A 20360-nucleotide genomic window follows, 5' to 3' on the forward strand; every position below is an offset into this window, starting at 1 on the left:
ATTTTCGAACAAAGGTTTAATTAATGAAGGAGCAAAATTTGCATGCCGACACCAAGACATCAGGACATGACATAAGGGGGAGTTCTTTTTGAATCGATTCAAAATACCGGGAGCGCCAAGTTGGATGGCTGCGACGCTTGCTTTCGGTACCTTGTTCGGCGGCATCGCCGCCTTGCCTTCGCCGGGTTCGACGGCTTATGCGGCTTCGGCCGAGTCCGTCTCCGCGAATACGGTTACTGCCGAACGCGGCGCGCTGCTCAAGATGCTCGCCATGTGCCAATGGGCTTCGGGCGACTTCTACAGCGATCCGGCGAATGCCCGCTATCAAGCCGTCAAAGCCGCGTCCGATCATGCCGACGTCCTTCTGCTCGATCCCGATACTTCCTCCTCCAAGCTAACCGCTTCTTACAATACGCTGAATTCCGCCCTTGACGCTTATATTGCCGATTACATCCGCGATGCTTCCATTCTCGAACGCCAGACTTTCCAAATGTCTCGCATGCTGAACGCTTCGATCGGCACGACGCCGGGAACTTATCCGCAGCAGGCCGCCGACGCGATGTTCGTCGTTATCGATCAAGCTCAAGCCGTGGCTTATGACCCGAACGCGACCGTCCAGCAGTTCCGGGAACAGTATCGCAAGTACGTCGAAGGCGCAGCCGCGCTGCGCGACTCGGCAAACTTCGATCGCGCGGATCGCTTGAGCGCTTTGAACGCGCAGCGGCAGGAGATCGACGCGCTGCCGGCTTCGATTCCGGGCGACGAGAACTATGCGAAACTGTCGGCGGCTTTCGATAAGCAGGCCGATCGGCTCGAAGCTCTGCTGAACGACTCTTCGTCGGGCATGTTAGCCGTCGAATCCGCCGCGCACTGCGTGCAGACCGCTTACGACGCGCTCAAAGAAGGCGGACAACTGGCGAACGAATTGACCGAAGCGCGCAAGCTGATGGATTCTCCGAAAGGAATCCGCAGCGGCCAATATCCGAGCTCGTCTTTCGGCGAACTGCGCAAAGCGATCAACAAATCGGCAGCCGTCCTGTCCAAAGTCTCGACGCAGTCGCAGCTTACGGCAGCGCGTACTTCTTTGGCCGAAGCCGTAGTCAAATTCAAGTCCGCTTTGCGGCCTTAAACACACATAACCCGACCTCGGCCGCGAAGGCCGAGGTTCTTTTTTGCCGTTTTGCCGTTATTTTTCCGATTTGTTTAAATTCCGTTTACATGCCGGGGCTATATTGAGTTTCGTGAACGGGGCAGGCATCGCGCGCCTCGAATTTTCCCGGAAATGAGGAATGGAATATGAACAACGGCATCACCGCAGCCCGTCCGGCGCTGCAAACGGGAAGCCGAGTGCTTGTGCTGATCGGTCTGATTATCGGCTTGATCTTCTCCGAATTGGACGAAACCGTCGTGTCTACCGCTATGCCGACAATCGTGCGCGATCTGCACGGTCTTTCTTTCTACGGCTGGGTAGCCGGCATCTACATGCTGGCCGTGACCGTATTCATGCCGATCTTGGGCAAATTGGCCGATTTGTACGGACGCAAACGCATCTATTTGACCAGTATGGGATTGTTTATCGCCGGATCGCTCATGTGCGGCATTTCGCCTTCGATGGGCATGCTGCTCGCAGGACGCTGCGTGCAAGGGATCGGCGCGGGCGGCTTGATGCCGCTGGCGCTGGTCATCATCGGCGAATCGTTCCCTCTGGAGCAGCGGGCGAAGATCCAAGGCCTGATCGGACCGCTGATGATTCTTCCGCAATTGGTAGGTCCGGTCGTGGGCGGCTATTTCGTCGGGCATCTGAATTGGCATTGGGTATTCTTCATCAACATTCCGCTCGGCCTGCTCGCTGCGGTCATTCTGTTCTTCAGCATGCGGGAATCGCGCAGCGAAGAAAGCAATCGTTCGATCGACTGGCTCGGCGCGGCCATGCTGGTCGCCTCTCTGCTGTCCCTGCTGTTGGCTCCGGTCATGATCGATAATCTCAAGTTATCTTGGTCTTCTCCGCTGATCGTCGGCATGCTGGTGCTTTCCGCCGTATTCGCCGCGCTGTTCGTTCAAGCGGAACGCCGCGCGGCCGAACCGATCATCCCGCTGTCTTTGTTCCGCAACCGGAATTTCGTGACGTTGTCGTTGATCGTGATGACGCTTATGCTGGCGCTTATGGGTTCGTTCGCTTCTTTCCCTTATTTCGCGCAGCACGTCATGGGCCTTACCCCGACCGCTTCGGGCTATCTGATGATGGCCGCGATGGCGGGCGCGATCCCTTCCAGCATGCTGAACAGCTTCCTGATCACCAAGGTCGCTTATCGAAAATTGTTTGTCGTATTCATGTTCCTTCCGCTGATCGGACTCGTCATGCTGATGCAGCTCACTCCGGCCTTACCGCTCTTATACGTCTTGATCGCGTTCTTCGTGATGGGCGTAGGCATGGGCATCTTGTTCGGCTCCGACAATCTGATCATTCAGGAATCGGTCGATCCGGCGTACGGCGGCGTAGCGGTCAGCAGCGTGCAATTGTTTCAATCGATCGGGGCGACGATCGGATTGAGCGTTTTCGGCAGCCTGCTGGCCAAGCATATCCGGGACGGGATTCATGCGATAGCCGGGCAGCTTCCCGCCGGCAGCGAAGAGAGCGTCATCGCGGGCGCCCTGCCGGAAAGCTTGTCGTCTTCCGCGCTGGAACACATCCGCGGGATCATCGCCTCCTCGTTCGATCAACTGTTCGCGATCGGACTCGGTTTCGCGATCGTCGCCTATGTGCTATGCTGGTTCCTCAGTCCCGGCGTGCTGGGCAAGAGCCCGAAGCAGGAATCGGCGGCGGCGTCGCGAACCGAATGATCCGGCTTACCCATACGAGTCGCGCGGCGATCGAAAGAACAAGGCAATAAGGAGTTGAGCGCAATGGCTAAAGTGATTGTAGCGGACGACGATCCTCATATCGCGGAGCTGGTCCGTCTGATCCTGCAGCAGCAGGGACTTCAAGTCCGAACGGCGGCAGACGGGCTTCAAGCGCTTCGCTTGATGAACGAAGATCCGGCCGACATGGTCATTCTCGATATCATGATGCCCGAAATGGACGGTTGGGCTTTATGCCGGGAACTGCGCCGCGATCACGATATCCCGCTGCTGATCTTGACCGCCAAAGGAGAAACGGGCGACAAAGTCAAAGGCTTCGAGCTGGGCACCGACGATTATTTGGTCAAGCCTTTCGAACCCGCGGAACTCGAAGTTCGGGTGAAGGCGCTGCTCAAAAGGTATCAGATCGCTTCTTCGCAGCAGGTGACCGCCGCCGAACTTTTTATGGATAAAAGGAATTTCGGCGCTCTCGTCCACGGCCGCCCCGTAAACCTGCCTCCCAAAGAATACGAGCTTCTGTTTCTGCTGGCAGGCAATATGGGACGCACGCTCACCCGGGACCATCTGATCGAGAAAGTCTGGGGTTACGATTACGAAGGCAACGAGCGCACGCTGGACGTGCACGTCAATCGGCTTCGCGAACGGTTCGACGAATGGCAGGCCGGACTGCGGATCAGCACCGTACGAGGTCTCGGTTACCGATTGGAGAGTGTTCGATGAGCGGAAGAACGCGTAAGCCGCGCAGCCGGGCCGGTTTGTTCGCCAAGCGCCTGATCGGCGTCGCGATGCTGTTCTTCGGCAGCGGATCGGTCTCTTATTTGATCGTCGAAGCTCTGGACCCGCCTTACCGGATCGACTGGCCGAATTACGGCCGCGAGATGCTGGTCTTGGCGGTCATGGTACTGGTATTGTTCCTGTTCTTGCTGCTGCTCCGGCCGCTCATGCTCTTGCTGGGCAAAGACCCGGGCGGCGTATGGCGGGAAGTGAACGACGCGATGCGCAGGATCGGCCGGGGAGACTTCGAAGTCTTGTTGGACGAAGACAAAAGATACGACGGCGAATTCGGCAAACTCGTGGAACATCTGAACGATATGGCCCGCAATTTGCAGCAGATGGAACTGCTTCGTCAGGAATTCATCTCCAATGTCTCGCACGAGATCCAATCGCCGTTTACTTCTCTGCGCGGATTCGCCGCCGCGCTTCAGAACGAACAATTGACTCCCGAAGAGCGCCGGCATTATTTGTCGATTATCGAGATCGAGAGCATCCGGTTGTCGCGATTAAGCGATAACCTGCTCAAGCTGACTTCGCTGGAATCGGAACATTATCCGTTCGATCGCCGAAGTTATCGTCTGGACGCGCAGATCCGTCATCTGGTATTGGCCTGCGAACCGCAATGGCTGGACAAACGGCTCGATTTGGAATTGGATCTGGAGCCGGTCAAGCTCGAAGCCGACGAAGACCTGCTCAATCAGGTCTGGAGCAATCTGATCCAGAACGCGATCAAGTTCACGCCCGAAGGCGGCAGTCTGCATGTCGGATTGATCCGAGAAGGGAAGGGCGTCGTCGTCACGGTCACCGATTCGGGCCCGGGCATCGCGGACGAAGACCTTCCGCGCATTTTCGAACGTTTCTACAAAGGCGACAAATCGCGTTCCCGCGCCGCCGGCGGCAGCGGATTGGGATTATCCATCGTCAAAAAAGCGGTCGAACTGCACGGAGGCACGGTCTCGGCAGGCGCCGCTGCCGGAGGAGGAGCCCGCTTCCGGGTGGAACTGCCCGTCTCGCCCGCTGTCGAATAACAAAAGCCTGCGGCTTCGTCGCGAAGCCGCAGGCTTGATCCGTTCGATGAGCCGACTTCCTTCGGGAAGATCGGCTTTTTGTTGTTAGACCGTTTCGGATCAATCTTCGCCTTCGATCAGAATGCGTTTGCCCGACGGGGTTTCTTTTTTCGGAATATCCAGCTTCAGCAAACCGTCTTTGAGCGAAGCGCGAATGCCTTCGCGATCGGCGTCTTCCATGTAGAAGCGGCGGATGAACTCCCCGTAACGGCGTTCGCTTCGCACGGAGCGCCGCGTGTCTGCTTCTTCGCGTTTCTCTTCGCGGCGAACCGCCCGGATGGTCAGATAAGGAGCGGTATAATCGACGTCGATGTCTTCTTTGCGGAAGCCCGGAAGTTCCGCTTCCAGCAGGTAATGTCCGTCATGCTCGTGAATATCGGTCCGGAACGACATCGAGCGCTCGCGGAACGGAGCCGCGAAATCTTCGCCGAACGTGTCTCCGAACGTCTTCGCCAACTGATTGAACATTTCTTCCGCGTGTCTGCCAAAAGGACCTTGTTCAAACATCTCTCATTCTCCTCTCGAAAAGATTAGCCAATGAATCGAAGTTTGTTTGACCTTTATTGACCTTACGCTTTCATTATAAATTTCGCGGGCGCGGCTGACAAAACCGATCTGGGGCTTTTTCGGGCAAATAAACGGCTTTATCCGGGATTATGCGGCGTTATAAGCCTTTTTCTTCCCTTTTTGATCATTTTTGATCTTCGATCTTCAAAAAGAAACCGGTCGATCCGGCCGTATATCCCTGACGAAGGTAAAAACGATGCGCCGCCATTCGTTCTTCCCGATTTCCGCTGTTCAACCGCACGCAGAACGCGTCTATTTCCCGTGCCCATTCTTCGGCTTTTCGCAGCAGCAGCCGACCGACGCCGCTTCCGCGGCTGTCTTCGGATACGACCAGCGCCATCACCTGCACTTCGGGCTCGGCGCGCAGCAGCGGCATCTCCCGATGCAGCGCGATCATGCCCAGCAGCCGGCCGGACCGCTCCGCTACCTTTACCCGATAATCCGCATGTTCGCCCAGCTTGTTCAGCCGCTCCGCCAATTCCCCGTCTTTCGCCGGATAGCCGAGCTGAGCCAGCAGCTCGCGAATTTGCGGCAGGTCTCCTTCTTCTCGGGTTCGAATATGAATTTCGGACAGATTTCCGTTACTTTCGCTCATCGTGCGTATCCCTCTTTTCCTTCTTCGTTTCGTTCAGAAGCGCAGCCGTTGCGCCCAGCTCTCGGATTGCTCAAGCATCCGAGCCGCGTACCGGGCGCTGCGTTCGTTGATCCCCGTATGTTCCAACAGCGCTACCGCGCCGCGCACGTTCCACGAACGTATGTGACGCGCCAGCGCCGAAGCGTCGAAGCCGTCCGCATAACGCGAGTAACCTTCTATGTAAGCCGAGAGATATTGAACCGCGCGGTCTTCTAAGGCATCCGTCGTCGAAGTCAGCAGCGCGGCCAGATCGAAATGCCGGTCGCCGAGACGCGCTTCGCCGAAATCGATGATCCGCACGCCCCGACTGCCGAAAATCAGGTTCCATTTGCCGAGATCGCCGTGTATGCAGGTTCGATCCGTAAGTTCTTCGCGCTCCGACAAGCAAAGCTGCACCTGTTCTTCCAGCCGAAGGATCAGCGGGTCTTGCAAGATCGGCTTCGTTCCGCTGCTCAAGAACGCCTGCCATTTCCGCTCCAAATCGAATCGATCAGGCTGTCCGTCCGTCGTTTCGCTTCGCAATCCGGCGTGCAGCTTGCCCGCGACGCTTCCCAATTCGGCATGATCCGCGACTTCCGCTCCTCCGGCTGCGGGTTCGATAAAACGCTGCACGTTATAACAAATTTCTTCGATTTCGAACCACCTTTCGCCGCCTCGAGTCCTCAGAATCTCCGGACAAACGTCCTGCCCTTGCAGCGCTTCGGATATTCGGTATTCGCGACGAGCCTGCGCTGTGCCCGATAATCGGCGAAGCACGTAGCGTCCCCGATCCGTCTCCAGAATCTTCGCTTCCGACGAGGTTCCGCTTGCCGTTCGATGCTCGGACGCCAAGACGCCGATCGCGTAACGCGCTGCCGCCTGCTCCGCTTCGCGGGAAAACGCTGCCGATAGTCGTGTATGAATAGCATCCGCCTCCTTTCCGTTTTATCCTAACGCCAAAAAAAGCGCGCGGACATGACCGCGCGCTTGCTTTTTTTCGGACCTTCCGGCCGTTACAGTCGGATCTCCATCGGAACGGAACAGGCGGTATATCCGTTTTTGGTGTAAAAAGCTTCGTTCGGCTGCTTCGGCCAGACCATGATAAACTCGTGATCCAACTCGCGCGCCCATTGTTCGATGACCTGCGCCAGACGGCTGCCGATCCCCAGCCCGCGATGCTGCGGCCGGGTATATACATTGGTCATGTAAATAAAAGGTTTGGTGACGCGTCCCGGACGCGGAACTTTGCGGACCATCTCCAGATAGGCGTGACCGACGATCTCGTCGCCGTATTCCGCTACCCAGACGACCCAATGTTCCGAACCGATCGCTTCTTCCAGAAATTCGTGCATCTCGTCGATATAATCGCGTTTCTGTTCGTCCGTTACGCTCGTTTCCGGATGATCCTCAAGCGCGTAATCGTAACGCATATCCGCCAACTGTTCGATGTCGCCGGATCCGGCCGTACGAATAATCAGTTCGCTCATCGTATCTGCTCCTGTCTATGGGTGAAATAGCCTGCCGCTCGCGGCGTGCTTGGCAGCTGTTGAATCCCGCAGATCGCTCCCGAATCATCAGCATTCTTCATTCTACTAAAATTCCGTTTATTAGGCAAAAAGGATTCGGATGGAGCGCCAAACCGGGTTTATTCGTAACGCAGCGCGTCGATCGGATTCAGTCTCGCCGCTTTGTTCGCCGGGTAGTAGCCGAAGAATACGCCGATAAACATGGAGAACAACACCGTACCCGATACGACGTAGGCCGATAACTCGAAAGGCGCGCCCACGATGCGGGCTCCGATCATCCCCAGCCCCACGCCGAGCACGATGCCGATCACGCCTCCGGTCGCCGACAGCGCTACCGCTTCCGCCACGAACTGCATGCGGATATGGGCGTCTTTGGCGCCGAGCGCTTTGCGCACGCCGATCTCGTGCGTGCGTTCGGTTACGGACACCAGCATGATATTCATGACGCCGATCCCGCCGACGATCAGCGCGATGCCCGCGATCGCGGCGATCGCCATCGACAGCGTCTTCATCATCGAATTGGTCGATTCCAGCTCGCTTTTCATATTGTAAGCGTAAGCTTCCCATTCTTTGTTGCGCTCGTAGAGTTTGTTCAGGTAAGCCGAGATCCGATTCGTAAAATCGTTCAGCTCCGTTCCCTGCTTGGGGATCACGGTCAGCGAAGTGAAGTTTTTGTACGGCGAATCCTTTTTGGCGCTGCTGACGGGAATATAGCCGCTCGTCTCCAAATCCCGGTCGGAAGCGGCAACGCCCATCGCGGAAGATTGCGTGTATTTGTAGATGCCGATAATCGCGAACTGCTTGATCGCTTTGTCGGTGTACACGCTGATGTTCTGTCCGAGCGCGGATTCGTTCGAACCGTACAATGCCGCGGCGGTACGGTCCGACACCACGACGACGCTTCGCGCCGACCGAACGTCCGCGTCGCTGATGTAACGCCCCAATGCCATTTTGACTTTATTGGCTTTGGCGTATCCCGTATTGACTCCGGTCAAAGACACATTGCTGTACTTGCGCCCGATCTTGGCTTTGCCCCGGCCGGCGTCTTCGGACAACGCGAGCGTCTCGATCTCCGGAAAACGCTGACGCATCGTCTCGATCTGTTCGTTCGATATGCGATCGGTGTCTTTAGGCGTCTTCGTGACCGTCATATCGAATCCGCCGGATTCGTTCGCCCGCATCTGAACGCCGAGCGACACGTTATTGATGCCGAATTCCGCGAACTGGTTGTTGACGGAAGCCGTCATCGCGTTGCCTACCGAAATGACCGCGATCACGGACGAGATGCCGATAATGATCCCCAGCATGGTGAGAAAAGAACGCATCTTGTTGGCGCGAAGACTCTCGAGCGACAGCCGCAGATTCTCAACCATGAAGCCGTCCTCCCGAATTCGTTCCCGCTTTGTCGGAAACGATCTGTCCGTCTTTTATGGTCACGACGCGCGGGCAAAGTTCCGCCAGTTCCGAAGAGTGGGTGATGAACAGAATCGTTTTCCGTTCTTCCCGGTGGATGCGCAGGAAGATCTCCATGACCAGATTGCCGGTCTTCGAATCCAAAGCTCCCGTCGGTTCGTCGGCGAGCAGAATATCGGGATCGTTGGCCAACGCCCGGGCGATCGCGACCCGCTGCTTCTGGCCTCCGGACAGCTCGCTCGGAAAATGATTCATCCGTTCGTCCATCTCCATCATCTCCAGCAGCCGCTTGGCCCGCCGGGATCGTTCCGAGGCTTTCGTTCCCGCGTAGACCATCGGCAGCTCGACGTTCTTGAGCGCGCTGTTACGCGGAATGAGATTAAAGGATTGGAACACGAAACCGATCTTGCGATTGCGGATCTCGGCCAAGTCGTCCCGATTCATCTGCTGAATCGGCGTGCCGCCCAGCTCGTATTCCCCGCTCGTCGGTTGGTCGAGCGCGCCGATGATATTCATCAGCGTCGATTTGCCGGAACCCGATTGACCGACGATCGCCACGAATTCGCCGCTTCCGATCGATAGATCGATTCCGTTCAATACGGTAATCTCGTTGGGCGTGTCCGCGAAGTAACGTTTGAATACGTTACGCATCTGGATCATCGGATACGGCCTCCTCTTTCAGCTCCGGCGAAGCTTGCAGCAGATCCGAAGCCTCCTGCGCGTACGAGACGATCGTCGCTTCGTCGGACAAGCCGGAGGCTTCGATCTCGATCATCACGTCGTTCTGCATGCCGGTCTTCACCGGGACTTCCCGCAATTTATCGTTCGCGAGAACATAGACGATCTCCTCGCCCGCCGCTCCGGTCGCGATCGCGTCCAGCGGCACGGACAGCACGTTCGGTTTGCTTTCCAGCACGACGGTCATGCGGGCGTTCATCCCGATGCGGATACGCGGATCGGCTTGAAGAAGATTCACGTCGGCCGCGAACTGCACGCTCGTGTTGGCGGCGGTTTCGCCGGCAGCGCTTTTGACGGCCGAAGCTCCGATATGCACGAGTTCGGCGCCGAGCTCTTCTTCGCCCGTGCTTTCGGTTTTGACGAACGCCTTTTGTCCGACCTTCAACGAACCGATATCCGATTCGCTCACGACGGCCGACACGGTCAATTTGCCGGTGTCTTCCACGGTGAACATCAAACCGTTGGCAAACTGATCGACAACGGCGTTCTTGAACGTCACCGTGCCGGAGATCGGCGCTTTGATGACGGTATCCGCCAACTGTTTGCGCAGTTTCTCCAGACTGACTTCCTGCAATTGAATCGCGAGCTGCGCCGCTTCTTCCGTTTTCGATTCCGCGATCTGCCTATTCAACTGCGCGGTTTCGTAACCGTTCTCCGCCCGTTTGAGCGCGGAAGCCGCCGCAGCGAAAGCTTCGCTCTGATTCTTGAGCGCGCTCTCGTAGCCGATCTTCAATTTCTCGAGCGATTCCTGCGAAGCGGCATACGCTTCTTTGGCGCTGCTTCCGGCAGTCTCGTAGGCTTGTTTGGCTTTATCCAACGTATCCTGAGCGGCGACCAACGCGTCTTTGGCGCTGCCCGCCGCATTGTCGTAAGCCTGCCGAGCTTTCTCCAGCGTATCTTGAGCGACGACCAAAGAATCGGCCGCTCCGCCGAGCGCCGCTTCATACGCCTGTTTGCTTTTATCCAGCGCGTCCGCGGCGTTGACTCGGGCTTCATTGGTACTCGCGACCGCACCGTTATAGGCCTGCGTCGCTTTCTCCAACGTATCTTTGGCATTCGTTTTGGTATCCGCCGCATTCTTGACCGCCGCGTCGTAACTCATCTGCGCGCGTTCTGCGGCAAGCCGGGCCTGCTCCAACGCGTCGGCCGAACCTTCCACGGCCTGCCGGTAATCGAAGTTGGAACTGCTTACGGAATCTTGGGCCGCTTTTACGCTTTCGGCCTGCGCTTGAGTCGCCGTCAGCAGAGCGGCTTGTTTGTCTTGAAGCGCGGATGCCGCTTGGTCGGCCGCCGTTTTGAGCGCGGGATCGCCTTGCGGATCTTCCGTCGTTTTGCTCGCTTCGTACTGCTGCAAAGCGGTTCGGTAAGCCCGATCCGCATTCTGGAATTCGTTCGTCGCTTGATTGACGCGCGCCGCCGAGGCGGTCTGCGCCTGATTCAGCGAATCGATCGCGCTGTTATAACGGTTCAACGCCGCTTGTTCGTTCAGCGGTTTGCCTTTTTGCAGCTGCGTATAGCGGTTGATCGCCGCGTTCAAGTCGGAACGGGCCGCTTTGACCGCCGCGGTGTTCTCGGCCGGCTGCTGCGAATCTTGATAAGCCCGCTGCGCGATTTCAAGCTCTTTTCTCGCGGATTGCACGGCCGGCGCATAATCCCCTTGAGCCGTCAGTTGATCGTAAGCGCGCTGCGCGATCTCCAGCTCTTTTCTCGCGGACAAGACGGCATTGCCCGGCGTGCCTTGCGCTTGATTCTTCAGCGTATCGTACTGGCGCTGCGCGACTTCCAACTCTTTTTTCGCGGAAACCAGCGAGCTGCCGGACTGCTGTTCGGCCTGCTTCTTCAGCAGATCGTATTGACGCTGCGCGATCTCGACTTCTTTGCGGGCCGACAGAACGGAGCTTCCCGCTTTGCCTTCGGCCTGACCGCGGCTGATCGCCAACTGCCGCTCCGCGGTTTTGAGATCCGCCTGCGCCGACAGCACCGCGGCGCCCGGATTTTTCTCGACCTGCGCTTTGGCCTCGTCGTATTGACGCCGCGCCGTTTCGACTTCGAGCGCGGCCGAATCGACGCTCGCTTTCGCCGTCTTGATCGCGTTCTGTTTATCCGTACCCGCGCTTTTCAGCGCTTCTTTGGAATTGGCCAAGTTCAATTCTGCCGATTTGACGTCCAATTCCAGATCGCCGCTCGCCAGCGTCGCCAGCTTCTGACCGGCTTTGACCGTGTCGCCTTCTTTCACCAGAACCTCGGTCAGCTTGAGCGAAGAAGGCGCGTATACGCTGCGGCTGTTCTGGCTGCGAATCGTGCCGGACAACAGCAAAGACTTCGTCAATTCGCCTTTGGCCAACGGCACGGTCTGCAAATTTTGCAGCGCCTGCCCTTCGGCTGCTCGGCTTTTCAGCATGGCGGAACCGCCCCACCATCCGCCGGCGGCGACCAGCACAATCAAGCCGATGACCCATTTTCGTCCAAACCTTTTTTTCGTTCTATTCATTCCGTCGCCTTATCCTCTCTAGTTCGGTTATCGAATCCGTCTCCGAAGCCTATCGCGGCAATCTTAAGAACGGCCTGCGCCAATTCTTAAAAATTCTTAAGCGGGATTCAGCGGGATGCGGGAAACCATGTAGAATAAGAAGCAAGGGCAGCGGGAAGCCTATTTTTCAGCTTACGGGGGAACGATCATGAACGATCCGAAAACCATTTTAATCGCCGACGATAACGACGAAATCCGGGAGATCGTCCGCATTCTGCTGGAAAGCGAAAATTATCGCGTTTTGGAAGCGGCCGACGGCGAAGAAGCGGTCCGTCAGGTCGCCGAATACCTCGAACGAATCGATCTCGTTATTTTGGATATCATGATGCCGGTCAAATCGGGCTTCAAAGCCTGTATGGAGATTCGGCAGTCGACCAGCGCCCCGATCTTGTTTTTGACCGCCAAGACGCAGGATTCGGATAAATATATGGCTTTTTCCGCGGGAAGCGACGATTACATGTCCAAGCCTTTCTCTTATACGGAGCTGGTCTATCGCGTGAAGGCGCTGCTGCGCAGATATTACGTATACCGGGGCAAAGAAAAAGCGGAGACGCCCGACACGCGGATTCAGATCGGCGATCTGACGCTCGATACCGTCTCCCGCGAAGTCGGCATCGGCGGGCGGGAGATCGTATTGACCGAGATCGAATATAAAATTCTGCTGCTGATGGCGCAAAACCCTCGCAAAATCTTTTCTGCCCAAAATTTGTACGAAAGCGTCTGGGAAGAGCCTTACTTCTACAGCTGCAACAACACCGTCATGGTGCATATCCGCAATCTGAGAAAAAAGACCGAAGCGAACCCTCAGGAACCGAAGCTGATCAAAACGGTATGGGGAAAGGGGTATCGGATTGATTAAGTCGTTGTTCCGCCTGAAGTTGAAAGTCAAACTGATCCTCGCGCTCGCGCTGACGGCCGTTCTCTCCGTCGGCTTGTTCTTCGCGCTGCAAACGTTCGGCAACGATCTGCTCAACCGCTACTTCGACCGTTCTTCGTTTATCGCGAACCAGAACGCCAAGACCGTCAAGCAGTTCGCCGATTACGTGCAGGAACGGCATTTGGAGACGGACGATACGCAAAGCTTGACGGACTGGGTCGAGAAAAAGAAATACGTCGCTTTATACGTCTATCGGGACCGAAAATTGGTCTATTCTTCCGACGGCTATTACGCGCAGGCCGAAGGCAAAGACTCGCAGCCGTTCGTGCCCGACGAATCGCTGCGCAAGATCGCTTTCGCCGACGCCGACGCGCAGGTTTATTTGGAGTCTTTTTCGGAATATCAATACTATACGCTCGTGACCTTCGCCTGCTTGGCCGTGTCGCTCGGATTCTTCCTGCTGCTCATGCTGCTGTTCATCAACGTGAAGACGTCTTATATCGAGGTGCTCGAGAACGAGATCAAGATTCTGGAAGGCGGCAACTTGGAATATCCGATCACGATCAAAGGCAAAGACGAACTCGCTTCGCTGGCGCAAAGCATCAACGAGATGAGAAAATCGTTCATCGAACGTCTGGCCAGCGAAGAAGAAGCCCGGAACGCCAACCACGAATTGGTGACGGCGATGTCCCATGATCTGCGAACGCCTCTTACAGCCTTGATCGGCTATCTGGACATCATTCAATATCGCAAATACCGAACGGAAGAGCAGTTGTTCAAATATATCGCCAACAGCAAAGACAACGCGTATCGCATCAAACATCTGTCCGACCAACTCTTCGAATATTTCCTGATGTCCCATCACTCCGGCGAACCGCTCGAATTCGAAAGCTACGACGGAATCCCGCTGCTCGATCAGTTGATCGGCACGCATGCGCCTCTGTTGATCGACGAAGGATTGGAGGTCGAATGGGTGCCTTGCGAAACGGAATTCGCGCTGCACGTCCATGCCATGTCCATGCAGCGGGTGTTCGACAATCTATTCTCCAACATGCTGAAATACGCGGACAAATCCGAGCCGGCGACGATCCGCTGCGAGCGGTCGGAAAATAAGCTGCATTTGCTGATCGAGAACCGTATCGCCCCCCAAGCCGACTCCGCGGAGAGTACGGGGATCGGAATCAAGGTATGCGAAAAAATCATCCAAGCTCACGGAGGAACCTTCAGCGCCGAAGCGATCGACGGACGTTATAGAGTCCGAATCGAATTGGACGCCGCAGCGCCGAATTGACGCCAAAAAACCGACGCGCCCATGCGGGCGGTCGGTTTCGTTCGCATCCTGCCGGTCGGTCGGTTCGCGACGTCGTCGGCCGGAGTTTTTTACGGTTTGCTAATTACTTGTCTTCTTCGTCGCCGGAAGCTTTGGGAGACGGCTTGGCCGTCCATTCGTCGGCTTGCGGTTCGACGTTTGCGCCCTGCTCTTTGCGGTTCTTCTCCATCAATGTATCTTCGCCCGCGCTTTGTTGATTCGGATCTTGGTTAGCGTCTGCCATGCTGCATTCCTCCTCGATAAGTTCTGATCATCTTGCGACAACGTATCATTACCCGAATGGAGGAGAAGGAAACAGGGCCGGCCGGAATCCGCAGCTTAAGCTGCCGTCCTTTTCAACGAACGGACAGCCAAGCCCGCCCTCCGCGCCAATCCACGCCGACGGGCATTTCGAAGAATTCGCTCAGCTTCTCGTCGTTCAAGATCTTTTTCGATTCGCCTTGAGCGAAGATCCGGCCGCGGCGAATCAGCAGCGAATGGGAAAATACCGGAGAAACTTCTTCCGTATGATGCGTGACCAGCAGCAGCGTAGGCGCGTCCGGACGAACGGCGAGCGCGTCGATGCTCTGAAGCAAGGCTTCGCGCGAGATAAAGTCCAGACCGTTGCTCGCTTCGTCGAGAATGAGCAGCTTCGGCGAAGCCATCAGCGCGCGGGCGATCAACAGCTTCTGCTTCTCGCCTTGCGAGCAGGTCTGATAGGTGCGTCCGATCAGATGGGAACAGCCCAGATCGTTCATCAAAGCGTGCGCCTTCTCCCGGTCCGCCTGCTCGATCTCGGCGTACAGCCCGATCGACGCGTGCCGTCCGCTGATCACGATCTCCAACGCCTGCTCGTTGGGACGGATCTTCTCTTGCAACGACGAACTGACCCAACCGATCGATTTGCGAAGTTCCCTCAAATCGATCGTGCCGAACTTATGCCCGAGCACGGATACTTCGCCGGTCGTCGGCCACATGTACCCGCTGATGATGTTCAGAATGCTGCTCTTGCCGGAGCCGTTCAAGCCTAATACGGCCCAATGCTGTCCTTCTTCCACGGTCCAGTCGATATCCTGAAGAATCAGACTGTCTCCGCGTCTCCAGGAGACGCCTTTCAATTCGATCGCTTTCGGCATATCCTTTCCCCCTTTAAAGCATCAGTCTTTTCATCCTAGCGCAAGCCGCCGACGATTGCAAAAGGAGATTGCGGCGCGAAACGGCGCATGCCAAAAAACCGCCTTTCGGCGGTCGGACGGCGTGCGGATTGCGGTTCGTTTTCTTTCGCCCGTTCGGCGAAAAGAGTTACCCCCGAAGATGCTCTTGGGCGTTCATGAACACGATCCGTCTGCGAGGTCCTTCGATGCGGAACAGATGAATGCCCGTATCGCCCGTGGCCAGCGACGTCTCCGTTCGGAACGGCAGATTGAGCAGACTATGGAACAACATATTGATCATGCCGCCGTGCGTGACCAGACAGATGCGGTGCAGATCCGGCTTGTTCTGATGCGCGAACAGCAGCGCGGACAAAAAGGCTTCCGCGCGGGCACGGAATTGAATCTCGGATTCCGTCTCGGCGAACGTGTCGTGAGGCTGACGTCCTCCGATCGGCAGCGGATAACGCAGCCGGGCTTCCTCGCGTCTCATGCCGGCCAACAGGCCGTTGTCCCATTCCGCCAATTCCGCGTCGTAAGCCACCGTAAGCCGGCACTCCTGCGCGATCGCTTCCGCCGTGCGCGCGGCGCGCTTAAGCGGACTGGCTACGATCTCGTGCGGACGGTACCGCTTGGCAATCCATGCCGCCGCAAGTCCTGCTTGTCGTTCGCCCAACGGAGTCAATTCAAAATCCGCCCGTCCTTCATGGCGATCTTCCAGATCGGCTTGAGATTCCCCGTGCCGTACGACCAACAATTCGATCATGTTCGTTTCATCCCCCAGTATGCTAAGTAGGTGTACGCAAATTTTTCGGTCGTTATGATTTCCGGCATGCGGGCATACAGGCTTTTTGCCTGACCCCGAACCGCTTGCTTAAACTTATTTTCGGCCTTTTTCCAGTTTTAATCAATCGGCATATTCTATCATGAATTTTTCAGGCAATGATTGAACATAATAGGAAAGCCGAATATCCGCTTGCTTGGCCGATCAGACCTTTGGAGCGTTCCGGTTTCCGTCGCGCTTCAATCCAGCCAAGCCGGCCGTTCGGGATCGCGCAAATATTCGAACATCTCGCGGACCTGCCGATCGGTATTGCGTTCTTGCGACAGCGGGGGAAGTTCGTTTTCGGCGAAAAATCCGACTTCGCTCGTCTCCATCGTCTCCGCTGCTTCGCCGCCCGTGATTTCGCAGCGGAAAAAGAATTTGTACACATGGAACGGCGATACCGGATGTTCGTGGAATTTCTTGTCGAGCACCGCCAGCAGCCGGCCCGCCGAAGCTTCGTACCCCGTTTCCTCGCGAATCTCCTTCACGACGTTCTCTTTGGCCGACAACCCGATATCCGCCCAACCTCCCGGCAGCGACCAAGCTCCGTCGAGACGCTCCCGAACCAACAAGATTCGCTCTTCCCGAAAAATGACGCCCCGCACGTCTACTTTCGGCGTCGCGTATCCGCTCTCTCCCGCAAACAGTTCCCGAATCTGCTTCGTATCGACCCCCGTGTATTCGCTCATGATCTCCACGCTGAGCGTTCGAAGCATCTCGAAGCGTTCCAAATCGTACGCGTCTCGCGAATATTCCAATCCCGCTTGACTGATCGCCTGAATCTGCTTGGCCCATTCCAACCATTTCGGCTGCATCTTCTCCCTCCTTGCTTTTCCCTATGTATAGGCACAGGCTTTTTAACTTCGTCCCGCAGGCAGGCAATTCCTCTTTTTTTCTCCAAATGGCAAAAGGACTTTTCCGGATCGTTCCCGAAAAGCCCTTCTTTGGGAGAGTTCTCCCTTTTACACGAAAATCTCTTCGATCGCCAGCTGCCGTTCGCGCGACAGATCATGGAATTGATCGCCGACCCGAACAAGCGGCTTGAACAGATCCGAAGGGTTGTTAAGGATAATCGTTCCCGTAGTCCCGCTGCTCAGCCGAACGTTTTTGCCGATGAGGTTCGACATCAGATGCTGAACGAGCGCTTGAACCGCTTTTTCGTTCAGTTTGCCGAAGCCCAACTCGTGCACTTCGCGCAGAATGTCGAGCAGCGGCCGTTTCGCTTCGCCTCGGCGGCTCTCGGAGAGTTTCAAATATGTATTGGCGACGGCAACGATCTGGGAATACGGATGAATATCCGGCTTGGTTAATCCTTGCGGATAGCCGGAACCGTCTTCGCGTTCGTGATGCTGCCAAGCGACCAGCGCGGTCGTCTCGTCGTCCATCGAGGCTCGAATGATATCGTAGCCGAATTTCGCATGCTTGCGAAGTTCCAGCAGATCGTAATTCGTCAAATAGTCGCTCCGGTTGCGGATCGTCGGAGAGATCTTGCTTTTGCCGATGTCGTGCAGATAACCGGCTTTGCTGATCGCATAACACTGCTCGCGCGAGTAACCGAGCCAGGTCGCGATATAATACGAGAGCATGCCGACTTGCATGGAGTGGTTGTACAAGCTGACGTCTTCCCGCTCCAATACCAGCAGCAGCGAAGTGACGTCGCGATGTTCGTCCACCGTGCGAAGCAGCGGTTCGAGCTGCAGATCGACCGTTACCTCGTCGAACTTGCCGCTGGTCAACGCTTCGAGGAAGATGGTCTGATACCCGCGGATCGCAAGTTCCATATGACTGCGCATCGCTTCGCTGAGCACGCCCGGCGCGGATTCCGAATTTTCTTCGCGGGATTCGATATCGACGTATTCGACCTTATGGCGCTTGAGCAAGTCGGCCTCTTCTCCCCGAATGACCGTACCTTTAGGCAGAATATGGAGACCGACCTGGCTAAACGCGTCTTCTTTCAGCATATCGCCGTGTTCAATATCCGTTATATGGACTCGCAATGGACTACCCCCCCTGGATATGCGTGCAGTATTTCTTTTCGCAAAGTTTCTATTAAAAGTATCGGTCGGAACGGACTTTTTATTAGCTGGCAGGCAGGAAAGACGACTTTAGTCGGGCAAAAAACGCGAAAAATAAGGCCTTTCTACTATCTTGCTTTTATTTTAAATGTAAAAATGTGGTTAAAGGATCGTCTATCCAAAAATATCCAAACTCTAAAAAAAGAGCGCTTCCGTTCCGATAACCGAAGTATACCCGATTTGATCCTTGATTTGATCCTTTAATGTTTTGAGGAGGATACGCATGCTTCAAGCCTGCCTGAACGGTTCAAGAACCCGAAACGACCACCCCGCCATTCCTTGCACGCCGGACGAGATTGCCGCCGACGCGGAAAAAGCGGTGCTTGCCGGAGCCGCGGAATTACATATTCACGTACGCAACGATCGCGAGACCGAAAGCCTCGAACCCGAAGATGTCGCCCGCACGCTGTCGGCCGTGCGCGATCGTCTTCCTCGTATTCCGGTCGGCATTTCGACGGCTTGGCCGATTCTTCCGGACAGCGCGGCCCGCATGCAGCGCCTTCGCTCTTGGCATGTTCTGCCCGATTACATCACCGTGAACATCCATGAACCCGATGCCGAATGGATGGTCGCGGCCGCTTTGTCGCGCGGCATTGGCGTCGAAGCCGGACTGTGCAGCGAGGCGGATGCCGAACGTTTCGTCGCCATGCCGGGATGCGACAGCTGCCGCCGAATCCTGATCCGCATCGAAAAACCGGATGCCGGACGCGAATCGGCGGAAGTCCGCCGGATCCGCAGCATACTGAAGCGCGCCGATTGCCGCCTGCCGATTCTGCTGCACGGCTGCGAAGCCACCATGTGGCCGATGTATATCGAGGCTATGCTGCAGGGTTTGGACGGACGCATCGGTTTCGAAGACGGAAGCATTCTGCTCTCCGGAGTCACGGCACGGGATAACGCCGAGTTGATCGAGACGGCCAAGATTATCGCTTCGCGCTTTTGACGCGCCCAAAAAATCCCGCAGTCCGTTCGACGGATTACGGGATCGGCTCGGGGCCTGTATCCGATTATGCCGGCTCCATGCGGAAAGCGCCGAACTTCAGTCCAGCCTGCGGCGAAATCCGCGCACGTCTTCCGTATATCCCAGCGATTCGTAGAAAGCATGCGCTTCTTTGCGGAATCCGCTCGAGACCAGAATCGCGTACCCGCAGCTTCGTTCCTTCGCCAAGCGTTCCAACTCTTCCATCAGCAGCCTTCCCGCTTTTTTGCCGCGAAAACGCTCCGATACGATGACGTTCTCCACGACCATGAACGGTCGGCAGTCGCCGATCGGATCGTAACAGAAGACGGCCATCGCGCTTCCCGCCAACCGCTCGCCTTCGAAAGCGCCCAATAAGACGTAACGATCGTCGGCTTCGATCCGCGCGAACGTCTCCCGCATCTTCGGTCCGCCGGATTTCTCTTCGACAAGTTCCCCGTACAATTCCGCAAGCTGCGGCAGGTCGCCGGTTCGGATTTTTCGGATCTCGATCATCGGCCCTCCTCCTTTCTGTTTTTGGCAAAAATAAAACTCTCGTCGCGCGGATGGCCGGGGTTGCGCGATTCGACGAGCGGTTCGAGCACGATCGACGGCGTCTCTTGGGCAGGCATGGACATTCTTCGGTTCAAGGGCGTATCTCCTTCATGGTCGGAATATCGTCTCCGTCCGAGGTCCGGTAAGGTTCCCCCGAGACGGCCGACAGCTTGGGCGCTCCGTTTCCGTCTTCCCCGTTAAAAGGTCTCGCCGGTACGGGAACGGACTCGCGGCGCGTTTCCGGTCGGAAATATTCGATCGCCAGAATCAAGATCCCCGCCGCGAACATGAGGACGCCGATCGCGAAAGGCAGGCCCAGCGCCATGCTCTGCTTAAGATCCGCTTCGTACGGACCGCCGCCGAAGATGGCATACCAGACTCTCGTCCCGTCCCAAGTCGACATGTTCGGCACGAACAACACGGCGGCGACCAGAATGCAGCTCGTGATCCATGTCCCGGCCAAGGTTAACACGGAGCCGATGATCGTTTTTTTCATCGTCGGTTCCTCCTTTCTTCTATATA

22 protein-coding genes are annotated in these 20360 nt (G+C 56.4%); 7 read left to right on the forward strand and 15 right to left on the reverse strand.

From position 1 onward, the window contains the following. Positions 1–88 precede the first annotated feature (88 nt). The 4 genes from CDO73_RS23295 (at position 89) to CDO73_RS23310 (ending at position 4661) form a co-directional block, all read left to right on the forward strand. Complete coding sequence (locus tag CDO73_RS23295; protein ID WP_179218814.1) at positions 89–1129, forward strand: hypothetical protein; 1041 nt, start codon at positions 89–91, stop codon at positions 1127–1129. A gap of 167 nt (positions 1130–1296) precedes the next feature. Next, entirely contained in the window at positions 1297–2841 is a 1545-nt protein-coding gene (locus tag CDO73_RS23300) for an MDR family MFS transporter (RefSeq protein WP_088490917.1), read from the forward strand. Between the two features lie 63 nt (positions 2842–2904). After that, on the forward strand, positions 2905–3579 hold the full coding sequence (locus CDO73_RS23305) for a response regulator transcription factor (protein ID WP_088490918.1): 675 nt from the start codon (positions 2905–2907) through the stop codon (positions 3577–3579). Next, positions 3576–4661 carry a HAMP domain-containing sensor histidine kinase gene (locus CDO73_RS23310; protein WP_256972822.1) on the forward strand — a complete coding sequence of 362 codons (1086 nt, stop codon included), beginning with the start codon at positions 3576–3578 and terminating at the stop codon, positions 4659–4661. The genes CDO73_RS23305 and CDO73_RS23310 overlap by 4 nt, the downstream gene beginning before the upstream one ends. 99 nt (positions 4662–4760) lie before the next feature. Here the strand turns inward: CDO73_RS23310 and CDO73_RS23315 are convergent, their stop codons facing one another. From CDO73_RS23315 to CDO73_RS23345, 7 genes are all read right to left on the reverse strand, one after another. Then, positions 4761–5207 (reverse strand): Hsp20/alpha crystallin family protein, encoded by a 447-nt coding sequence (locus CDO73_RS23315; RefSeq protein ID WP_088490919.1) that lies wholly within the window; start codon positions 5205–5207, stop codon positions 4761–4763. Between the two features lie 184 nt (positions 5208–5391). Continuing rightward, a complete protein-coding gene (locus CDO73_RS23320) occupies positions 5392–5862 on the reverse strand; it encodes a GNAT family N-acetyltransferase (protein WP_088490920.1) in 471 nt (156 codons plus the stop codon). A 33-nt stretch (positions 5863–5895) separates the two neighbouring features. Further along, the gene (locus tag CDO73_RS23325) at positions 5896–6732 is read right to left on the reverse strand and encodes an aminoglycoside phosphotransferase family protein (protein ID WP_179218815.1); all 837 of its coding nucleotides are present in this window, start codon (positions 6730–6732) and stop codon (positions 5896–5898) included. A 161-nt stretch (positions 6733–6893) separates the two neighbouring features. Then, complete coding sequence (locus CDO73_RS23330) at positions 6894–7367, reverse strand: GNAT family N-acetyltransferase (RefSeq protein WP_256972823.1); 474 nt, start codon at positions 7365–7367, stop codon at positions 6894–6896. Positions 7368–7525: 158 nt separating this feature from the next. Beyond that, entirely contained in the window at positions 7526–8779 is a 1254-nt protein-coding gene (locus tag CDO73_RS23335) for an ABC transporter permease (protein ID WP_088490922.1), read from the reverse strand. Beyond that, positions 8772–9479 carry an ABC transporter ATP-binding protein gene (locus tag CDO73_RS23340; protein ID WP_088490923.1) on the reverse strand — a complete coding sequence of 236 codons (708 nt, stop codon included), beginning with the start codon at positions 9477–9479 and terminating at the stop codon, positions 8772–8774. The genes CDO73_RS23335 and CDO73_RS23340 overlap by 8 nt, the downstream gene beginning before the upstream one ends. After that, complete coding sequence (locus tag CDO73_RS23345) at positions 9463–12048, reverse strand: HlyD family efflux transporter periplasmic adaptor subunit (RefSeq protein ID WP_088490924.1); 2586 nt, start codon at positions 12046–12048, stop codon at positions 9463–9465. Before CDO73_RS23345 ends, CDO73_RS23340 begins: the two co-directional genes overlap by 17 nt. Before the next feature lie 187 nt (positions 12049–12235). On the opposite strand from CDO73_RS23345, the gene CDO73_RS23350 reads away from it, so the two are divergent. Both CDO73_RS23350 and CDO73_RS23355 read left to right on the forward strand, forming a co-directional pair. Further along, positions 12236–12946 carry a response regulator transcription factor gene (locus CDO73_RS23350; protein WP_088490925.1) on the forward strand — a complete coding sequence of 237 codons (711 nt, stop codon included), beginning with the start codon at positions 12236–12238 and terminating at the stop codon, positions 12944–12946. Then, positions 12939–14255: a HAMP domain-containing sensor histidine kinase gene (locus tag CDO73_RS23355; protein ID WP_088490926.1), complete on the forward strand. Its 1317-nt coding sequence runs from the start codon at positions 12939–12941 to the stop codon at positions 14253–14255. The genes CDO73_RS23350 and CDO73_RS23355 overlap by 8 nt, the downstream gene beginning before the upstream one ends. A gap of 103 nt (positions 14256–14358) precedes the next feature. Here CDO73_RS23355 and CDO73_RS26890 read toward each other — a convergent pair whose 3' ends face one another. The 5 genes from CDO73_RS26890 to CDO73_RS23375 form a co-directional block, all read right to left on the reverse strand. After that, entirely contained in the window at positions 14359–14517 is a 159-nt protein-coding gene (locus CDO73_RS26890) for a hypothetical protein (protein WP_179218816.1), read from the reverse strand. Between the two features lie 112 nt (positions 14518–14629). Further along, positions 14630–15409 carry an ABC transporter ATP-binding protein gene (locus CDO73_RS23360; RefSeq protein ID WP_088490927.1) on the reverse strand — a complete coding sequence of 260 codons (780 nt, stop codon included), beginning with the start codon at positions 15407–15409 and terminating at the stop codon, positions 14630–14632. 166 nt (positions 15410–15575) lie between these two features. Further along, a complete protein-coding gene (locus tag CDO73_RS23365; protein WP_088490928.1) occupies positions 15576–16190 on the reverse strand; it encodes a histidine phosphatase family protein in 615 nt (204 codons plus the stop codon). Positions 16191–16447: 257 nt separating this feature from the next. Beyond that, positions 16448–17065, reverse strand: a complete 618-nt coding sequence (locus CDO73_RS23370) for an NUDIX hydrolase (RefSeq protein ID WP_088490929.1) — start codon at positions 17063–17065, stop codon at positions 16448–16450. Between the two features lie 147 nt (positions 17066–17212). Further along, positions 17213–18247, reverse strand: a complete 1035-nt coding sequence (locus CDO73_RS23375) for an HD-GYP domain-containing protein (protein WP_179218817.1) — start codon at positions 18245–18247, stop codon at positions 17213–17215. Between the two features lie 301 nt (positions 18248–18548). On the opposite strand from CDO73_RS23375, the gene CDO73_RS23380 reads away from it, so the two are divergent. Beyond that, positions 18549–19268, forward strand: a complete 720-nt coding sequence (locus tag CDO73_RS23380) for a 3-keto-5-aminohexanoate cleavage protein (RefSeq protein WP_088490930.1) — start codon at positions 18549–18551, stop codon at positions 19266–19268. A 96-nt stretch (positions 19269–19364) separates the two neighbouring features. Here the strand turns inward: CDO73_RS23380 and CDO73_RS23385 are convergent, their stop codons facing one another. From CDO73_RS23385 to CDO73_RS23390, 3 genes are read right to left on the reverse strand one after another with little or no spacing between them, the layout of a single operon-like run. Beyond that, a complete protein-coding gene (locus CDO73_RS23385; RefSeq protein WP_088490931.1) occupies positions 19365–19799 on the reverse strand; it encodes a GNAT family N-acetyltransferase in 435 nt (144 codons plus the stop codon). After that, positions 19796–19933 carry a hypothetical protein gene (locus CDO73_RS26895; RefSeq protein WP_179218818.1) on the reverse strand — a complete coding sequence of 46 codons (138 nt, stop codon included), beginning with the start codon at positions 19931–19933 and terminating at the stop codon, positions 19796–19798. The genes CDO73_RS23385 and CDO73_RS26895 overlap by 4 nt, the downstream gene beginning before the upstream one ends. Next, positions 19930–20334 carry a hypothetical protein gene (locus CDO73_RS23390; RefSeq protein WP_088490932.1) on the reverse strand — a complete coding sequence of 135 codons (405 nt, stop codon included), beginning with the start codon at positions 20332–20334 and terminating at the stop codon, positions 19930–19932. Before CDO73_RS23390 ends, CDO73_RS26895 begins: the two co-directional genes overlap by 4 nt. Positions 20335–20360 lie beyond the last annotated feature (26 nt).

This window comes from Saccharibacillus sp. O23 (assembly GCF_002205895.1).
Lineage (GTDB): Bacteria > Bacillota > Bacilli > Paenibacillales > Paenibacillaceae > Saccharibacillus.

What these genes read in the sequence shown, in the direction of transcription:
- CDO73_RS23300 (WP_088490917.1), top strand. Translation starts at nt 1,297, where the DNA reads ATGAACAACGGCATCACCGCAGCCCGTCCGGCGCTGCAAACGGGAAGC.
- CDO73_RS23335 (WP_088490922.1), bottom strand. Translation starts at nt 8,779, where the DNA reads ATGGTTGAGAATCTGCGGCTGTCGCTCGAGAGTCTTCGCGCCAACAAG.
- CDO73_RS23365 (WP_088490928.1), bottom strand. Translation starts at nt 16,190, where the DNA reads ATGATCGAATTGTTGGTCGTACGGCACGGGGAATCTCAAGCCGATCTG.
- CDO73_RS23315 (WP_088490919.1), bottom strand. Translation starts at nt 5,207, where the DNA reads ATGTTTGAACAAGGTCCTTTTGGCAGACACGCGGAAGAAATGTTCAAT.
- CDO73_RS23305 (WP_088490918.1), top strand. Translation starts at nt 2,905, where the DNA reads ATGGCTAAAGTGATTGTAGCGGACGACGATCCTCATATCGCGGAGCTG.
- CDO73_RS23350 (WP_088490925.1), top strand. Translation starts at nt 12,236, where the DNA reads ATGAACGATCCGAAAACCATTTTAATCGCCGACGATAACGACGAAATC.
- CDO73_RS23320 (WP_088490920.1), bottom strand. Translation starts at nt 5,862, where the DNA reads ATGAGCGAAAGTAACGGAAATCTGTCCGAAATTCATATTCGAACCCGA.
- CDO73_RS23385 (WP_088490931.1), bottom strand. Translation starts at nt 19,799, where the DNA reads ATGATCGAGATCCGAAAAATCCGAACCGGCGACCTGCCGCAGCTTGCG.
- CDO73_RS23380 (WP_088490930.1), top strand. Translation starts at nt 18,549, where the DNA reads ATGCTTCAAGCCTGCCTGAACGGTTCAAGAACCCGAAACGACCACCCC.
- CDO73_RS23345 (WP_088490924.1), bottom strand. Translation starts at nt 12,048, where the DNA reads ATGAATAGAACGAAAAAAAGGTTTGGACGAAAATGGGTCATCGGCTTG.
- CDO73_RS23310 (WP_256972822.1), top strand. Translation starts at nt 3,576, where the DNA reads ATGAGCGGAAGAACGCGTAAGCCGCGCAGCCGGGCCGGTTTGTTCGCC.
- CDO73_RS23390 (WP_088490932.1), bottom strand. Translation starts at nt 20,334, where the DNA reads ATGAAAAAAACGATCATCGGCTCCGTGTTAACCTTGGCCGGGACATGG.
- CDO73_RS23360 (WP_088490927.1), bottom strand. Translation starts at nt 15,409, where the DNA reads ATGCCGAAAGCGATCGAATTGAAAGGCGTCTCCTGGAGACGCGGAGAC.
- CDO73_RS23330 (WP_256972823.1), bottom strand. Translation starts at nt 7,367, where the DNA reads ATGAGCGAACTGATTATTCGTACGGCCGGATCCGGCGACATCGAACAG.
- CDO73_RS23340 (WP_088490923.1), bottom strand. Translation starts at nt 9,479, where the DNA reads ATGATCCAGATGCGTAACGTATTCAAACGTTACTTCGCGGACACGCCC.
- CDO73_RS26890 (WP_179218816.1), bottom strand. Translation starts at nt 14,517, where the DNA reads ATGGCAGACGCTAACCAAGATCCGAATCAACAAAGCGCGGGCGAAGAT.
- CDO73_RS23370 (WP_088490929.1), bottom strand. Translation starts at nt 17,065, where the DNA reads ATGCAGCCGAAATGGTTGGAATGGGCCAAGCAGATTCAGGCGATCAGT.